Below are 16,810 nucleotides of genomic sequence, written 5' to 3'. Positions count from 1 at the left end.
GATGGCCGCTGACACCACCAAAACCGCACAGGTCCTTGACGGCAGGGCCACCGCCGCTGCCATCAAGGCCGAGCTGACCGAACGCGTGGCCGCACTCAAGGCCAAGGGCGTCACGCCGGGACTGGGCACCATCCTCGTCGGCTCCGATCCAGGCAGTGTCTGGTACGTGGGCGGCAAGCACAAGGACTGCGCCGAGGTGGGCATCAACTCCATCCGCCGCGACCTGCCCGAGGAAACCACCCAGGACGAGCTCCTGGCCGTGGTCCGCGAGCTGAACGGGAACCCGGAATGCACCGGCTACATCGTCCAGCTGCCGCTGCCCAAGCACATCGACCAGGACGTCATCCTGGAGGCCATGGATCCGGACAAGGACGCCGACGGCCTGCATCCGATGAACCTGGGCCGGCTCGTGGCCAATATCAGCGGACCCATGAAGTCCCCGCTGCCCTGCACACCGAAGGGCTGCGTGGAGCTTCTGACCCGCCACGGCATCGACCTCAAGGGCAAGCGCGTCCTCGTGGTGGGCCGCGGAGTCACGATCGGCCGTCCGGTGGGCCTCCTGCTTACCCGCAAGGACGTCAACGCCACCGTGGTCCTGGCCCACACCGGCACCGTTGACCTGCCCGCCGAACTCCGGCAGGCCGACGTCGTGATCGCTGCGGCGGGCTCGCCGCACATGATCAAGGCGGAGGACCTGAAGCAGGGCGCCATAGTGCTCGACGTCGGCGTCAGCCGCGTGGACGACGGTACCGGCAAGGCGGTGGTTACCGGAGACGTGCACCCCGACGCTGCCGACGTCGCCGCCTGGCTGTCCCCGAACCCCGGCGGCGTGGGCCCGATGACCCGGGCCATGCTGCTGGCCAATGTGGTGGAAAGCGCCGAACGCCAGGCAGGCCTTGCCTAGCCTCTCAGGCCTTGCCTGACAGCACCACCGTAGGGCGGCTACTCTTGCTGGAGTAGGCGCCCTACGCCGTTAAGCAGACGACGATCAGCGCGCGCCAGACGCACCTGGCGCCGCAACCACGAACGGCCAACCGCCCGGGGCGGAGAAAGCGTCCTGCGGGAGCGCTACGCCCGGGGCGAGATTGACGAGTCGGAGTACCGCGAGCGGCTTCAGGTCCTGCGCGGCGAGGGTAAATAGCGCCGGCTCACGGACTTCAGCCGCGGACTCGGAAAACGAATGGATTTTTTGAGACCGAGCTATTCCTTTGGCCCCGGGCGGGTATTAGCGTGATGGGGTGCCCGAACTCCACTCTTCTGAAGAAACGTCCGAAAATCCTGTGTCCAGCGAGGAATCCGGGTCTGTCCCGCGCCCGTTCGTCATCGCGGCTGAGAATCTGACCAAAACCTATGGCGACGTCACCGCCGTCGACGGCATTTCCTTCAGCGTTCCCGCGGGGGAGTCCTTCGGGCTGCTGGGCCCCAACGGCGCCGGCAAGTCCACGACGATGAAGATGATCGGCGGCGTGGCCCAGCGCACCTCCGGCAGCCTGACCATCATGGGCCTTGACCCGGAACAGCACGGTCCGGAAGTCCGTGCGCACCTGGGCGTTGTGCCGCAGCAGGACAACCTGGACGAAGAACTCAGGGTCCGTGACAACCTGCTGGTGTACGGGCGCTACTTTGGGCTGCCGATGAGCTACCTGCGGCCCAAGGCGGACGAGCTGCTCGAATTCGCGCAGCTCACAGACAAGGCTAAATCCAAGGTTGACGCGTTGTCTGGCGGCATGAAGCGGCGCCTCACCATCGCGCGGTCGCTCATCAACGAGCCCCGTATCCTCCTGCTCGACGAGCCCACCACAGGCCTTGACCCGCAGGCACGGCACATCCTCTGGGACCGCCTGTTCCGGCTCAAGGAACAGGGCGTCACGCTGATCCTCACCACGCACTACATGGACGAGGCCGAGCAGCTCTGCGACCGCCTCATCGTGGTGGACAAAGGCCGGATCATGGCAGAGGGCTCGCCGGCCAGCCTGATCCGCAACTATTCCACCCGCGAAGTCCTGGAACTGCGCTTCGGCTCGGAGCGGAATGCCAGTATCGGCCGGGAGCTCGAAGGAATCGGCGAGCGGCTGGAGACCCTCCCGGACCGTGTCCTCATCTACACGCAGGACGGCGAGGCGGCCCTGGAGGAAGTCTCCGCCCGCGGCCTGCGCCCGCTTACCTCACTGGTGCGCCGGTCCTCGCTCGAGGATGTTTTCCTCCGGCTCACGGGCAGGAGCCTCGTTGACTGAGCCGCTTTCAGGAAAGGACCGACTTTCAACGGACGTTCCAGGAGGTCCGACGGCGCGGCCAACTTTGCGTGCCCACTCACCGGAGGTCTCTGCCGCCAGGGCGCGGCGGTGGGGCGCCTTCTATTTCGCGGAGCAGGTCCTGCGCGTGATGAAGGGCTACGGCTGGTCCATCTTCCTGTACAGCGTGGGCCAGCCGGCTGCCTACCTGTTCGCGATGGGCGTCGGCCTGGCCACACTCGTGGAAGCCAACGCGGCGGGAGCCTTTGGCGGGGTCAGCTACCTCGTGTACATCGCTCCGGCGCTGCTCATCTCGGCCGCCGTCATGACGGCGGCCACAGAATTTACCTTTCCAGTGATGGACGGCTTCAAATGGCGCCGGGTCTACTACGGGCCACATGCCTCACCGCTGACGCCCGAGCAGATCGCGGCCGGCCAGATCATTGCCGTTACGGTGCGCTTCTTCGCGCAGTCGGTCATCTACTTTGCGATCGTGGCATTGTTCGGTGCCTCGCCCAGCGGGTGGGGGTGGATCTCCATCTTCGTGGCCACCTTGGCGGGACTGTCCTTCGGGCTCCCGCTGATGGCATACGCCGCCACCATCAAGGACGATAAAGGCCAGTTCGCCATGGTGATGCGGTTCATCGTGATGCCGCTGTTCCTCTTTTCCGGGACGTTCTTCCCGCTGGACACGCTGCCGCTCGCGGTTCGCTGGGTTGGCTGGATTTCGCCCATCTGGCACGGGACGGAACTCGGCCGGGTCCTGAGCTACGGCTACGACGAATCCCCCGTGCTGACCATCATCCATATCGCCTTCCTGCTGGGGCTCGCCTGGTTTGGCTGGGTGCTCACCAAGCGCCAATTCGTGAGGAGGATGGGGCAATGACAGTCCTGACCCAGGGCCACAGTGTCACCGAGGAGGCACGCAACAGGCATTTCGGACCGCTGTACTCGCGCAACGCCAGGGCTGTGATCGGCCGGGGGCTGATGGCCACCAAGAGCAGCAACTGGCTGGTCATGCTGTCCGGGTTCTTCGAGCCGGTGCTGTTCCTGCTGTCCATGGGCATCGGAATGGGCGCGGTGGTGGGTACGGTCCAGGGGCCGGGTGGCCAGGAGATCACGTATGCCGCCTACATTGCGCCGGCCCTGCTGGCGGTGTCGGCCATGAACGGCGCCGTGTACGACTCCACCTGGAACGTCTTCTTCAAGATGAACTTCGCCAAGCTCTACCAGGGGATGCTCTGCACGTCACTGGGCCCGCTGGACGTGGCGGCGGGGGAGATCTTCCTCGCCCTCCTGCGCGGACTCCTGTATGCCACCGGCTTCACGGCCGTGATGGGCTTCCTGGGGCTCATCACCACGCCGTGGGCGTTGCTCATGATCCCGGCCTCGGTCCTCATCGCTTTCGGCTTTGCCAGCTTCGGCATGGGCATCACCAGCTTCATGAAGACCTTCCAGCAGATGGACTGGATCAACTTCATCATGCTGCCCATGTTCCTGTTCAGCGCCACGTTCTATCCGCTGAGCGTCTACCCGCAGTACATCCAGTGGCTGATCCAGGCGATGCCGCTGTGGCACGGCGTGGAGCTGCTGCGCCAGATCAGCGCGGGAGCCTTCACCCCGGCCACAGCCATCCACATCGGCTATTACCTGGTGATGATCGTGCTGGGGCTGATGCTGACCACCGGCCGGCTCCGGAGCCTGTTCCTGAAGTAGCTGTTCGCCTCCGGGGGAAGCATTCCTGACCACGCCCGCAGGTTTGAGACAATGGCACCATGCAATCTTTGGGCAGCTCCAAATCTTCCTCACAGCCGGGCAGGGGCGGATTCTCCATGTTCCGCATCAGCGGTCCCGGCCTCCTCGTCCTGATCACGGCTTTCCTGGTGGCCGTCATCTTCGCGGCCAACCAGAACGACGTCGTCGGCTGGGTCGTGGCCGTCATCGCACTGTTCTGGCTCCTGCTGGCATCGTTCGTGGTGTTCAGCATCCAGAAGGCAGCCAAGAAGGCCGGAGCGAAGCTGAACGAAGCACAGAATGCCTTCAACGCGGCAGCCGGCCGTGCGCCGTCGCGCGGTTCAGCCGACCAGGGCGGAACCCGCCTGGTGCGTGAACGCGGCGAAGCCGAGGAGATCCGCGACATGAAGCTTGACCACTCCTTCAAGATCGTCCAGGTGCAGGTCCGGGTCGTGGAGCAGGAGCGGGCCAAGGGCGCCGCCGCGGACCAGGACACGATCCGCCGTGCCCTGGAGACCATCGAAATTACGGCTACCAACGCCAGGGACATGATCAAGTCCTCCGGCGGCTCGGGTGAGCCGGTGACCGGAACCATCATCGACTAGAGTGGAGCGGGTGAGCTCGGCATTGAAGAAGGACCACCTTCGCATCGCAACAGTCAACGTCAACGGCCTTCGGGCTGCCTACAAGAAGGGCATGGCGGAGTGGCTGGCGGACCGTGAGGTGGACATCCTCACCCTGCAGGAAGTCCGTGCCCCGGACGCGATTGTCCGGAAGCTGCTGGGCGACGGGTGGCACATCCTGCACGCCGAGGCGGAGGCCAAGGGCCGCGCCGGCGTCGCCATCGCTTCCCGCGAGGAGCCCCTCGTGACCCGCGCCCACATCGGTGACGACTACTTCGCCACCGCGGGCCGCTGGGTTGAGGCGGACTTCCGGCTCCGGGACGCTGCGGGCAACGCCTCACAGCTCACCGTGGTGAGCGCCTACGTGCATTCCGGTGACGTCGGGACACCCAAGCAGGTGGACAAGTACCGTTTCCTGGACGTCATGACCACGCGCCTGCCCGAACTGTCCAAGCACAGTGACCATGCCCTGGTCACCGGTGACCTGAATGTCGGCCACACCGAGCTGGACATCAAGAACTGGAAAGGCAACGTCAAACGCGCCGGCTTCCTGCCCGAGGAGCGCGCCTACTTCGACCGCTTCTTCGGCGAGGAAATCGGCTGGAAGGATGTCCACAGGGGCCTGGCGGGCAACGTCAACGGCCCCTACACCTGGTGGTCCCAGCGCGGCCAGGCCTTTGACAACGACTCTGGCTGGCGCATCGATTACCACATGGCCACCCCCGCCCTCGCCGCCGCAGCTGTTTCGGCGGTCGTGGACCGGGCGCCCTCGTGGGACACCCGTTTCTCTGACCATGCACCGCTGGTAGTGGACTACCGGCTCTAGTCTTAAGGCCTCCGACAGAATGACCTCCACCCCCATCGTGACCGATTCCGCAGCCTCCGAAGAGCCCGATGCCGCCGCCAGCCTCGAACAGGAGACCGCGGCCGGGCAGGACACCGGAATCCGCCACCGCATCCTGTCGGGGATGCAGCCTTCCGCGGACTCGCTGCACCTCGGCAACTATCTGGGCGCCCTCGTCAACTGGGTGCGGATGCAGGAAGAGTACGACGCCATCTTCTTCATCCCGGACCTGCACGCCATCACCGTTCCGCAGGACCCGGCCGAACTGGCACACCGCACCCGCGTCACGGCCGCCCAGTACATCGCCGGCGGAGTGGACGTGGACAAGTGCACCCTGTTCGTCCAGTCCCAGGTGCCCGAGCACGCGCAGCTGGCATGGATACTGAACTGCATCACGGGCTTCGGCGAGGCCTCCCGCATGACGCAGTTCAAGGACAAGGCCCTGAGGCAGGGCTCGGACCACGCCAGCGTCGGTCTGTTTACCTACCCCATCCTGCAGGCCGCGGACATCCTGCTGTACCAGCCGCACGGTGTCCCCGTCGGCGAGGACCAGCGCCAGCACGTGGAGCTCAGCCGCGATCTCGCAACCCGGTTCAACACCCGCTTCGGCCAAACCTTCACGGTGCCCAAGCCCTTCATCCAGAAGGAGTCTGCCAAGATCTATGATCTGCAGCAGCCCACAGTCAAGATGTCCAAGTCTGCTGAATCGCCGGCCGGCCTGATCAACCTGCTCGACGAGCCCAAGGTCACGGCCAAACGGATCAAGTCCGCGGTGACCGACGCCGAAACCGAGATCCGTTTCGACCGCGAAACAAAGCCTGGTGTTTCGAACCTGCTGACCATCTACTCGGTCATCACCGGCCAGAGCGTGGAGCAACTCGTGGCGGCCTATGAAGGGAAAATGTACGGCCACCTTAAGGTGGACCTGGCCGAAGTCGTGACTGAGCGCCTGACGCCTATCCGCAACCGGGCCAACGAACTGCTCGCAGACCCGGCAGAGCTGGACCGACTCCTGGCACACGGGGCGGACAAGGCCCGCGAAATTGCCTCGGCCACCCTCAAGGACGTCTACGCCAAGACCGGCTTCCTTCCATACGCTGGAGCCCGCTAAGCCGATGCCCGTTCCGAAGCCTGCCAACAGCGACGCCAGCGACGGGATGAGCCTTGGGGTCATTCTGGGCTTCCCGCCTGGAATCGCAAAGGAACTGCAGCGGTGGAGGGCGTCCTTCGGGGACCCCCTGGCCACGGTCATTCCGGCGCACATTACCCTCGTCACCACCACACCCACCCAGGACTGGGAGGCCGCACGGAACCATGTGCGTGAAGTAGCGCGCACGCAAGCACCCTTCATGGTCACCATCGCCGGCACCGGCTCTTTCCGGCCGGTTTCCCCGGTGGTCTTCATCAACGTGGAGGAAGGGTTCGAGGAGTGTGTCGAGCTGCACGAGAAACTCCAGACCGGCCCTTTGGAACGCGAGCTGCCCTTCGCCTACCACCCGCACGTTACCGTCGCCCATGACGTGGCCCCGGAAAGCCTGGACGAGGCCGAAACGGTACTAAAGGACTACAGGGCGACCTTCCCTGTGGTTAGCATGGGACTCTACGAGCACGATACCGACGGTATTTGGCAGCTACGGGAAGAGCTTGACTTTGGTACCGAACCTGAAGACCAACGGAGGCAGCTCCGAACAGCCGAAGCTGGCGGGGCAACCACTTCCCACTGAGCGCGCCCGCCTGAAGCTGGAGGTCATCCGCAAGAAGGTGGAGTGGGGCAAGGTCCGCGGGTCGGGTAAGGGACCCGTGCCGCAGCTCCTGGCCCTGGTCCAGTGGCTGCTCGCCGGGCTGAACGCCTTCCGGCCCATGCGTGCCTGGCAGCATTACAATCTTCAGCGCGGACCGCTGCTCAGCGCCGGCATTGGCTTCAACATGTTCTTTTCCATCACCGGTCTGCTCACCACCGGATTTTCCGTTGCCGGACTCTTGCTTCGCGGCCAACCAGCACTTTTGGACCAAATCGTCAGCAGTGTATCGGCAGCTGCGCCGGGACTGTTGAAAACCGAGGGCCGGGAAGGACTGGTGGCCCCGGAGGAACTGCTGAACCCTGACGGACTCGGCTGGACCGCAGTTATCGCCGCCGCGGTGACAGTCGTGACGTCTCTCCGCTGGATAGCGGGGATGCGCGGTGGCCTCCGCATCGTACATCAGCTGCCTCCAGTGAAGCTGAACCCTGTGGTCCTCATGCTCAAGGACGCGGGAATCCTCCTGCTGCTCGGAATCGCTCTTGTGCTCAGCGCAGGGGCGTCGCTGGTCTTCGGTACTGCAGCAGGCTGGGTGGCCGGACAACTCCGGCTGGATCCGCTGCTCTCCTGGCCCCTGACCACGTCGATCAAGATCGGTGTGCCGCTGTTGCTGGGCTGGGTTACGGCGCTCATCATGTTCCGGTTCGCCGGAGGACTCAAGCTGTCCCGCCGGGCGCTGCTGGAAGGGACCATCCTCGCGGCGCTGGGGACCGCCGTCCTTCAGATCTTCAGCACGGAATTACTGGCAAACGCCGGTCGGAATCCGATCCTGGCCCCATTTGCCATCATCATCGGGCTGCTTATCTGGTTCAACCTGGTGAGCCAGGTGTATCTCATAGCGGCTGCCTGGGCGGCCATCCGCGAGGAGGACCTGAAGGCGGCTCCGGCAGCGAAACCCACCGGCTGGGGTCCACGGCAGGTGCAGCCCGGGAAAACGCCCGTCGAGAAGCACCACACTGTCGAACGTCCCCGTCCGGCGGGGGTTACCGCCCGGCGTCGAGGTACTGATCGGCCCACGCCGCGATAATCTTCGCGGCCCTGGCCGCCTGGCCTTTGCCGGTCAGCAGGTGGTCGCTGCCTTCGAGGGACACGAAGTTCCGCGGGTGGCGGGCGGTCTGGAAGATGCTGCTGGCGTTTTCGATGCCCACGGTGTTGTCGGTGGGGGAGTGCAGCACCATCAGGGGCTTGTGCAGCCGCTTGATGCAGTCGGTGAGGTCGGCGTTCTCGAGATCTTCGACGAAGTGCCGGCGGATCTCCACGCGCTTGCCGCCGAGGTCAACCTCCGCGCTGCCTTCGCTCAAGATCTTGTCCAGGGCGGCGTCGAAGACATGGGCCACGTGCTTGGGTGAGAACGGGGCGGCGACGGTGGCAACGGCGTCGAGCTCCGGAATCTCCGAGGCGGCAGCGAGCACGGCGGCGCCGCCGAAGGAGTGGCCCACCAGCAGGGAAATCGGCTTCCCTTCGGCCCGCATGAACTCGGCCGCCTTGACCGTGTCCGCCACCTTGTGGCTGAACGAGCCCTCGGACCAGAATCCTGCGGAATCGCCGAGACCCAGGTTGTCGAAGCGCAGCATGCCCACGTCGTTATCCGCCAGCGCTTTGCACATCCGGGACGCGGACGGGCTGTCCTTGCCCAGGGTGAACCCGTGCGAGAACACGCCCCAGCCCTTCACAGGGCCTTCCGGCATGTCGACGATGCCGGAGAGCAATTCGCCGGTGGAACCTTCGAAACTGACTTTTTCGGAGCGGGACACCGCGTCCCCTTTCGTAAGTGGCTGTCTGGAGTGAAACGACGACGGCGCCACACACCTCACAGGTGAGCGGCGCCGTCGGCTGCTGTTTCCGTTCGAAACGCGTGCTAGATCTTGCGGGAGAGAATTGCCTGCTTGACTTCGGCAATCGCCTGCGTGACCTGAATGCCGCGCGGGCAGGCTTCGGAGCAGTTGAAGGTGGTGCGGCAGCGCCACACGCCTTCCTTGTCGTTCAGGATTTCCAGGCGCATGTCACCGGCATCATCGCGGGAATCGAAGATGAAGCGGTGGGCATTCACGATGGCGGCCGGGCCGAAGTACTGGCCGTCGGTCCAGAACACCGGGCAGGACGAGGTGCACGCAGCGCACAGAATGCACTTGGTGGTGTCGTCGAAACGCTCACGGTCTTCAGCGGACTGCAGGCGCTCCTTGGTGGGCTCGTGGCCCTTGTTGATCAGGAACGGCATGACTTCGCGGAAGGACTGGAAGAACGGCTCCATGTCCACGATCAGGTCCTTCTCCACCGGCAGGCCCTTGATGGGTTCAACCGTGATGGGCTTGGACGTGTCGAGGTCCTTCAGCAGCGTCTTGCAGGCAAGGCGGTTGCGGCCGTTGATGCGCATGGCGTCGGAGCCGCAGACACCGTGCGCGCAGGACCGGCGGAAGGAGACGCTGCCGTCCACTTCCCACTTGATCTTGTGCAGGGCGTCCAGCACGCGGTCCGTGCCGTACATGGTCAGCTTGAAGTCGTCCCAGCGGGCTTCTGCGGAAACCTCGGGGTCGTAGCGGCGCACACGGAGCGTGATGTCGAACGTGGGGATTTCCCCGCCGCCGCCGACGCCCGCGGGCAGTTCGATCTTGGAGGCTGGCTCAGCAAGTTCAGCGGACATTTTAGTACTTCCTCACCATCGGCTCGTAGCGCGTAAAGACAACCGGCTTGGTGGCAAGCCGAACACCGGCGATTGCCTCCTCCGCGGAACCGTCGGCCGGTGCGTGGTCTTCTTTGTACGCCATGGAATGCTTCATGAATTTTTCGTCGTCGCGGTCCGGGAAGTCCTCGCGGAAGTGGCCGCCGCGGGATTCCTCGCGGTGCAGGGCTGCGACCGTCATGACCCGTGCCAGTTCCAGCAGGAACCCGAGCTCGACGGCCTCCAGCAGGTCAAGGTTGAAGCGCTTGCCCTTGTCCTGGACGTTGATGCGCGTGTACCGCTCCTCGAAGGACTCGATGTCCCTGAGGACCTGGTTGAGCGTGTCAGCCGTGCGGAACACCTGCATGTTGGCGTCCATGGTGTCCTGCAGTTCCTTGCGGATCTGGGCCACCTTCTCGTCACCGGTGCCGTTGCGGGCGATGTTGAGGAGCTCAATTGTGTAGGCCTCCGGATCTTCCGGGAGCTCCACGAAGCCGGCCGTCTTGGCGTACTCTGCGGCGGCGATGCCGGCACGCTTGCCGAAGACGTTGATGTCCAGCAGCGAGTTGGTGCCAAGGCGGTTGGAGCCGTGGACCGAAACGCAGGCTACCTCACCGGCGGCGTAGAGGCCCGGAACCACGGTGTCGTTGTCCTGGAGGACCTCGGTGTTGATGTTCGTGGGGATGCCGCCCATGGCGTAGTGGGCCGTGGGGAAGACCGGAACCGGCTCCGTGTAGGGCTCCACGCCGAGGTACGTGCGGGCGAACTCGGTGATGTCCGGCAGCTTGGCGTCGATGTGCGCAGGCTCAAGGTGCGTCAGGTCGAGGAGGACGTAGTCCTTGTTCGGGCCGCAGCCGCGCCCTTCGCGGACTTCGTTGGCCATGGAGCGGGCCACGATGTCGCGGGGGGCAAGGTCCTTGATGGTCGGGGCATAGCGCTCCATGAAGCGCTCACCTTCGGAGTTTCGCAGGATGGCGCCCTCGCCTCGTGCGGCCTCGGAAAGCAGGATGCCCAGCCCGGCAAGGCCGGTCGGGTGGAACTGGAAGAACTCCATGTCCTCCAGCGGAATGCCGCGGCGGAAGGCGATACCCATGCCGTCGCCCGTGAGGGTGTGGGCGTTGGACGTGGTCTTGAAGACCTTGCCCGCTCCGCCGGAGGCGAACACCACGGACTTGGCCTGGAAAACGTGCAGCTCGCCGGAGGCGAGGTCGTAGGAAACGACGCCGGCAACGCGCTTCTGCTTGTACGGCGTGCCGTCCTCGCGCACTGCGTCCTCTTCGACGGTGAGCAGGTCCAGGACGTAGTACTCGTTGTAGAACTCGACATTGTGCTTGACGCAGTTTTGGTACAGCGTCTGCAGGATCATGTGGCCCGTGCGGTCGGCCGCGTAGCAGGCACGGCGGACGGGAGCCTTGCCGTGGTCGCGGGTGTGGCCGCCGAAGCGGCGCTGGTCGATCCGGCCCTCGGGCGTGCGGTTGAACGGCAGACCCATCTTCTCGAGGTCCAGCACGGCGTCGATGGCTTCTTTGGCCATAACTTCGGCGGCGTCCTGGTCAACCAGGTAGTCGCCGCCCTTGATGGTGTCGAAGGTGTGCCATTCCCAGTTGTCTTCTTCGACGTTGGCCAGGGCTGCACACATACCGCCCTGGGCCGCACCCGTGTGGGAGCGGGTGGGGTAGAGCTTGGTCAGTACTGCTGTTCGCGCACGCTGACCGGATTCGATCGCGGCGCGCATCCCGGCGCCACCGGCACCGACGATGACGACGTCGTACTTATGGACCTGCATACCAGACGCTCTTTCTCTCAAAATTCGCAATAAAACAACGGGCGGGCTGTGGCCTGCTCCGCAAACAGAAGCCCGCCGGAGGGGGCGGGCAGCCGCGGTCCGCTACGCGGGGCAGAAGCCACCGGGGAGCTGGACGCCGTCGACGACCGGGCACGGGTTGAATGTGAAGATCACCAGGGTGCCCAGGATGATGATGACGGCGGTGGCGGTGTAGAGGACCATCTTCAGCCAGAAGCGGGTGGAGTCCTTCTCGGCGTAGTCATTGATGATGGTGCGGACGCCGTTGGTGCCGTGCAGCATGGCCAGCCAGAGCATGGCGAGGTCCCAGAACTGCCAGAACGGGTCAGCCCACTTGCCGGCAACGAAGCCGAAGTCGATGGCGTGGATACCCTCACCCACCAGCAGGTTGACGAAGAGGTGCCCGAAGATCAGGACAACCAGCACCACGCCGGAGAGGCGCATGAACAGCCAGGCCAGCATCTCGAAGTTGCCGCGGGAACTGCCGGTGCGGCGGTACTGCGGGGAAATCTTGCCGCTGCGCGGGGACTGAATCTGTGTTGCAGTCATGGCTTAGTGACCTCCGAGTGCGAGGGACAGGTGGCGGATGGAGAAGGCCACCATCGTGACGATCCAGAGGCCGAGCACAACCCACAGCATCTGGCGCTGGTACTTGGCGCCCTTCTTCCAGAAGTCGACGGCGATGATCCGCAGGCCGTTGAAGGCGTGGAATACGATCGCTGCGACAAGGCCCGTTTCACCCAGGGCCATCAGCGGGTTCTTGTAGGCACCGATCACCGCGGTGTAGGCCTCCGGCGACACCCTCACGAGGGAGGTGTCCAGCACATGGACCAACAAGAAGAAAAAGATCACAACACCGGTGATGCGGTGTCCTACCCAGGACCACATGCCTTCACGGCCGCGGTACAAGGTGCCAGCTGGTTTCGTCGGCACTGAATAAACCTCCCTGCAACACAGCGGCGCTGGCACGGGATCCATGCGGGGGGAACGCCTGCTGTGAGAGCACTTGTAGCTCAGGCCTAAATCTAGGCTTCGCTCACAGCTTATTCAATTTAGGCTTTCCAGCCCTTTTTTTGAGACGAAGGCCACATTTAGAGTCCTGTATTTGATTCTGCGGGCCCTTCGTGGTCGCACCTTGAGGGTCGTCAGCTAAAGTAGCCCGTGATGAGTAAAGACAAAGTGACACGCCAGGATTCACCTCTCAGCCGTTTTATTGCTGTGATTCCTGCGGGCGGGGTGGGGACCCGCCTCTGGCCTCTGTCACGCGCAGCAGCTCCCAAGTTCCTTCACGACCTCACCGGCTCGGGGAGCACGCTTCTGCGTGCCACCTATGACCGGCTTGAGCCCCTGGCGGGCAACCGGGTCCTCGTTGTCACCGGAAACGCGCACCGTGCGGCCGTCTGCCGCCAGCTGCCCGAAGTCCAGGACGGCGACCTCGTGCTGGAAAGCGAGCCGAAGGATTCCGGCGCCGCCATCGGCCTCGCGGCAGCCATCCTGCACCAGCGGGATCCGGACATCATCATGGGATCGTTTGCCGCCGACCACGTGATCAGCCCCAATGACGTCTTCCAGGACGCCGTCCGGGAAGCGATTCACACCGCCGCGGCAGGCAAGATTGTCACGATCGGCATCAAGCCCACCCACCCCTCCACGGGGTTCGGCTACATCCGCTCCGGCGCTTCCCTGCACATCCCCGGCGCGCCGAGCGCGCAGGCAGTGGTGGAATTCGTGGAAAAGCCGGACGAGGAAGTCGCCCAGCAGTACGTGGACAGCGGCGACTACGTCTGGAACGCCGGCATGTTCGTGGCGCCCGTCTCCCTCATGCTCAAGCACCTCGAAGCGAACCAGCCCGAACTGTTTAACGGCCTGCAGGAAATCGCCGAGGCCTGGGACACGCCGAAGCGTGACGAAGTCACCGCCCGCATATGGCCCACCCTGCCCAAGATCGCCATCGACTACGCGGTGGCCGAGCCCGCGGCGGCAGCCGGCGATGTCGCCGTCGTGCCTGGAACCTTCCGCTGGGACGACGTCGGTGACTTCGCCTCGGTGGGGCGGCTTAACAGCGCCAAGGAAGTGGACGAGGTCACCGTGCTCGGCGAGGGCGCGCGCGTGTTCACCGAAAACGCCAGCGGCGTGGTGGTTTCGGACACCAAGCGTGTTATCGCGCTGATCGGGATCAAGGACGTGGTCATTGTGGATACCCCGGACGCGCTGCTGGTCACCACCAAGCAGCACTCCCAGCGGGTGAAGCAGGCTGTGGATGCCCTCAAGGCCAAAGGCGACACCGACGTTCTCTAGCAATCCGTAACGCGGCGAGGGCGATGCCGTTATTCTTTCGCGCCTCGCTAGAGTTGTGGTGTGCGCAATTACACTACTGAAGCTGAGCCCACCGCGCTGGTGGGGCCGTGGCTCGAGCCGCTCCTGCCGGAACTGATCGATTTCCGCCGGGACCTGCATGCGCACCCCGAGCTGTCCTTCAAGGAGTTCCGGACCACGGACAAACTCGTGGAGCGCCTGCTCGAGGCCGGACTGGAACCGCGCCGCCTCGACGGCACCGGCCTCACCGTGGACGTCGGAGAGGGACCCATCGCCACCGCGCTGCGCGGCGACATCGACGCCCTGCCGATCATTGAAGAAACGGGCCTGCCTTTCGCATCAAAGAACCACGGTGTGACCCACGCCTGCGGGCACGACGTCCACACCACCACCATGCTGGGCATCGCCCTGGTGCTGCACCGCATGCACCTGGAATCGCCGCTGGGCGCCACGGTCCGGATCATCTTCCAGCCGGCGGAGGAGACCATGCCCGGCGGCGCCCACTCATGCATCGAGCAGGGTGTCCTGGAAGGCGTGCCGCGCATCCTGGCGCTGCACTGTGACCCGCGGATCAACGTCGGAAAGATCGGCACCCGCATCGGCGCCATCACCTCCGCCTCGGACACCATCAAGATCGAACTCAGTGGACGCGGCGGCCACACCTCGCGACCGCACCTCACCGAGGACCTCGTCTTCGCGCTTGCCCAGATCGCGGTGAATGTGCCCGCAGTGCTTTCCCGCCGCGTGGACGTCCGCAGCGGCGTGTCCGTTGTCTGGGGCCAGATCAACGCCGGCTCGGCGCCCAATGCGATTCCGGGAACCGGCTACATGTCCGGGACCATGCGGTGCCTGGACCGCGACGCCTGGCACAGCGCCGGCGAACTCCTGGACGAAGTGGTTCATCAGGTGGCCGAGCACTACGGCGTGGACGTGCACCTGGAACACACCCGCGGAGTGCCCCCGGTAGTGAACTCGGAGCACGAGACTGCCCTCATCGAGGCTGCGGCCCGGGCCGAGATCGGCGAAGGCGCCGTGGTCCTGACCCCGCAGTCGATGGGCGGGGAGGACTTCGCCTGGTTCCTCGCCGAGCTGCCTGGCGCCATGATGCGCCTGGGCACGAAGACGCCGGGCGGAGAAGAATACGACCTCCACCGCGGCGACTATATCGTCGACGAACGCGCCCTCGGCTACGGCATCCAGGTGCTCACCGCCGCGGCTCTCCGCACCATCCGCGACCTCGACCCGGCCGCGCGAACGGACACTTAAGCCCCGCCCCGCGCTTATGTTTGTCGGGGCTGCCGACCGGCTCCGAGGCCAGCGTGACGCCGGCCTACTCGTAGGTAACAAGTTCTCAACAATCTTCAGTTTCCGCCATGGATGTGGTTTTCGGGCGTGGTGCAGGCCACTACAGTGGCTTGCATAAGGCGCTTTAGCGCAGTGCTGCGAAACCATCAGTGAAAACAGAATTTCAGTGTGGAGCATTAGAAACGGACACTCATTGACTCTCCGTCGTGGCGCCCCTCTCTTTCTTCCTGGAGGAAATTTGAAGAACTCAATGCTTGCAAACATCAAGCGCGGTTCACTTAAGCGCGGTTCAGTCGCCGGCCTGGCTTCCGTTGGGGCGGCGGCCCTGCTGCTGACCGGCTGCGGCCCTGCGCCCGAAGCAGGCAGCCCCACGGCCACGGCCAGTGACTACAGCGGCTGCATCGTGTCTGACTCCGGCGGATTCGACGACCAGTCGTTCAACCAGTCGTCCTACGAGGGGCTCAAGAAGGCGGAGAAGGATCTTGGCATCCAGGTCCGCCAGGTCGAGTCCAAGACCAACAACGACTACGATCCGAACCTGCGCGCCATGGTGTCCGCGGGCTGCGACCTTACTGTCACTGTGGGCTTCCTCCTCGGCGACGCCACCAAGAAGCAGGCCGAAGCCAACCCGGACAGCCACTTCGCCATCATCGACTTCGGCTACCCCGAGCCGATTGCCAACGTCAAGCCCATCATCTATGACACGGCGCAGGCTGCATTCATGGCCGGTTACCTGGCCGGGGCCACCTCGAAGACCGGAACTGTTGCCACGTTCGGCGGCGTCAAGATCCCCACCGTCACCATCTTCATGGATGGCTACGCCGACGGCGTGAAGTACTACAACGAGAAGAAGGGCAAGGACGTCAAGCTCCTCGGCTGGGACAAGGCCAAGCAGGACGGCAGCTTCACCGGCGACTTCGAAAAGCAGGACAAGGGTAAGCAGCTCACCCAGAACTTCCTGGACCAGGGGGCGGACATCGTCATGCCCGTTGCGGGCCCGGTGGGCAAGGGCGCCGGTGCGGCGCTGAAGGAAGCCAAGACCGCAGGCAAGGACGTCAAGCTCATCTGGGTCGACTCCGACGGCTTCCTTACCGCCCCTGAATACAAGGACATCATGCTCACGTCTGTCATGAAGCAGATGGGCTCTGCCGTGGAGACTGTCGTCAAAGAGGACAAGGACGGCAAATTCAGCAATGAGCCATATGTTGGCACGCTCGCGAATGAGGGTGTCCAGCTGGCCCCCTTCCACGACCTTGATTCGGCTGTTCCCGCCGACATCAAGACCGAGCTGGACCAGATCAAGAAGGACATCGTCGACGGCACGCTGAAGGTTGAGTCCGCCGCCAGCCCCAAGGTGTAACTTCCTCCGATAGCGCCACCGCCCGGATGGTCATTGACTGCACGGGAGGTGGCGCTTTTCGTTGGGCCGCTTTTGGTGGCGCGATGTCCGGCCCACCCATGACTGCAGGCACTAGGCTGGTCCTGCAGCCACATA

Annotated in this window: 18 protein-coding genes; 13 read left to right on the top strand and 5 right to left on the bottom strand. The window is 64.4% G+C overall.

Annotated elements, in window-relative coordinates:
• Position 1 precedes the first annotated feature (1 nt).
• From AC6CH3_RS01640 to AC6CH3_RS01595, 10 genes are all read left to right on the top strand, one after another.
• A complete protein-coding gene (locus AC6CH3_RS01640) occupies positions 2-904 on the top strand; it encodes a bifunctional methylenetetrahydrofolate dehydrogenase/methenyltetrahydrofolate cyclohydrolase (RefSeq protein WP_498130770.1) in 903 nt (300 codons plus the stop codon).
• A 153-nt stretch (positions 905-1,057) separates the two neighbouring features.
• Entirely contained in the window at positions 1,058-1,141 is an 84-nt protein-coding gene (locus AC6CH3_RS01635) for an SHOCT domain-containing protein (protein ID WP_498130837.1), read from the top strand.
• 139 nt (positions 1,142-1,280) lie between these two features.
• Positions 1,281-2,234, top strand: a complete 954-nt coding sequence (locus AC6CH3_RS01630; RefSeq protein ID WP_498130836.1) for an ABC transporter ATP-binding protein — start codon at positions 1,281-1,283, stop codon at positions 2,232-2,234.
• Positions 2,227-3,117, top strand: coding sequence for an ABC transporter permease (locus tag AC6CH3_RS01625; protein ID WP_498130769.1), 891 nt, complete (start codon positions 2,227-2,229; stop codon positions 3,115-3,117). Before AC6CH3_RS01630 ends, AC6CH3_RS01625 begins: the two co-directional genes overlap by 8 nt.
• Positions 3,114-3,947 carry an ABC transporter permease gene (locus AC6CH3_RS01620; RefSeq protein WP_498130768.1) on the top strand — a complete coding sequence of 278 codons (834 nt, stop codon included), beginning with the start codon at positions 3,114-3,116 and terminating at the stop codon, positions 3,945-3,947. The genes AC6CH3_RS01625 and AC6CH3_RS01620 overlap by 4 nt, the downstream gene beginning before the upstream one ends.
• A 59-nt stretch (positions 3,948-4,006) precedes the next feature.
• Entirely contained in the window at positions 4,007-4,570 is a 564-nt protein-coding gene (locus AC6CH3_RS01615) for a hypothetical protein (protein ID WP_400578195.1), read from the top strand.
• 10 nt (positions 4,571-4,580) lie between these two features.
• Entirely contained in the window at positions 4,581-5,414 is an 834-nt protein-coding gene (locus AC6CH3_RS01610) for an exodeoxyribonuclease III (protein ID WP_498130767.1), read from the top strand.
• 19 nt (positions 5,415-5,433) lie between these two features.
• A complete protein-coding gene (trpS, locus tag AC6CH3_RS01605; protein WP_498130766.1) occupies positions 5,434-6,543 on the top strand; it encodes a tryptophan--tRNA ligase in 1,110 nt (369 codons plus the stop codon).
• Between the two features lie 4 nt (positions 6,544-6,547).
• On the top strand, positions 6,548-7,156 hold the full coding sequence (locus AC6CH3_RS01600; protein WP_498130765.1) for a 2'-5' RNA ligase family protein: 609 nt from the start codon (positions 6,548-6,550) through the stop codon (positions 7,154-7,156).
• A gap of 37 nt (positions 7,157-7,193) precedes the next feature.
• Entirely contained in the window at positions 7,194-8,258 is a 1,065-nt protein-coding gene (locus AC6CH3_RS01595) for a YihY/virulence factor BrkB family protein (RefSeq protein ID WP_498130835.1), read from the top strand.
• Here the strand turns inward: AC6CH3_RS01595 and AC6CH3_RS01590 are convergent.
• The 5 genes from AC6CH3_RS01590 to sdhC form a co-directional block, all read right to left on the bottom strand.
• A complete protein-coding gene (locus tag AC6CH3_RS01590) occupies positions 8,215-8,985 on the bottom strand; it encodes an alpha/beta hydrolase family protein (RefSeq protein WP_498130764.1) in 771 nt (256 codons plus the stop codon). The genes AC6CH3_RS01595 and AC6CH3_RS01590 overlap by 44 nt on opposite strands.
• Before the next feature lie 104 nt (positions 8,986-9,089).
• Entirely contained in the window at positions 9,090-9,872 is a 783-nt protein-coding gene (locus AC6CH3_RS01585; protein ID WP_400578187.1) for a succinate dehydrogenase iron-sulfur subunit, read from the bottom strand.
• A 1-nt stretch (position 9,873) separates the two neighbouring features.
• The gene (gene sdhA, locus AC6CH3_RS01580) at positions 9,874-11,676 is read right to left on the bottom strand and encodes a succinate dehydrogenase flavoprotein subunit (protein WP_498130763.1); all 1,803 of its coding nucleotides are present in this window, start codon (positions 11,674-11,676) and stop codon (positions 9,874-9,876) included.
• Between the two features lie 102 nt (positions 11,677-11,778).
• Positions 11,779-12,243 carry a succinate dehydrogenase hydrophobic membrane anchor subunit gene (locus AC6CH3_RS01575; protein WP_498130762.1) on the bottom strand — a complete coding sequence of 155 codons (465 nt, stop codon included), beginning with the start codon at positions 12,241-12,243 and terminating at the stop codon, positions 11,779-11,781.
• Between the two features lie 3 nt (positions 12,244-12,246).
• Positions 12,247-12,627: a succinate dehydrogenase, cytochrome b556 subunit gene (sdhC, locus tag AC6CH3_RS01570; RefSeq protein WP_400479818.1), complete on the bottom strand. Its 381-nt coding sequence runs from the start codon at positions 12,625-12,627 to the stop codon at positions 12,247-12,249.
• 231 nt (positions 12,628-12,858) lie between these two features.
• Here sdhC and AC6CH3_RS01565 point away from each other — a divergent pair, with 231 nt between their 5' ends.
• The 3 genes from AC6CH3_RS01565 to AC6CH3_RS01555 all read left to right on the top strand — a co-directional run bounded on the left by AC6CH3_RS01565 (position 12,859) and on the right by AC6CH3_RS01555 (position 16,675).
• Positions 12,859-13,992 (top strand): mannose-1-phosphate guanylyltransferase, encoded by a 1,134-nt coding sequence (locus tag AC6CH3_RS01565; RefSeq protein ID WP_498130761.1) that lies wholly within the window; start codon positions 12,859-12,861, stop codon positions 13,990-13,992.
• Positions 13,993-14,052: 60 nt separating this feature from the next.
• Positions 14,053-15,276 carry an amidohydrolase gene (locus tag AC6CH3_RS01560; protein WP_498130760.1) on the top strand — a complete coding sequence of 408 codons (1,224 nt, stop codon included), beginning with the start codon at positions 14,053-14,055 and terminating at the stop codon, positions 15,274-15,276.
• A 289-nt stretch (positions 15,277-15,565) separates the two neighbouring features.
• Positions 15,566-16,675 (top strand): BMP family lipoprotein, encoded by a 1,110-nt coding sequence (locus AC6CH3_RS01555; protein ID WP_498130759.1) that lies wholly within the window; start codon positions 15,566-15,568, stop codon positions 16,673-16,675.
• Positions 16,676-16,810: the final 135 nt, after the last annotated feature.

The sequence above is a fragment of the Arthrobacter sp. GQ119 genome (assembly GCF_059759125.1).
This window is presented reverse-complemented; position numbering and strand designations above follow the sequence as displayed.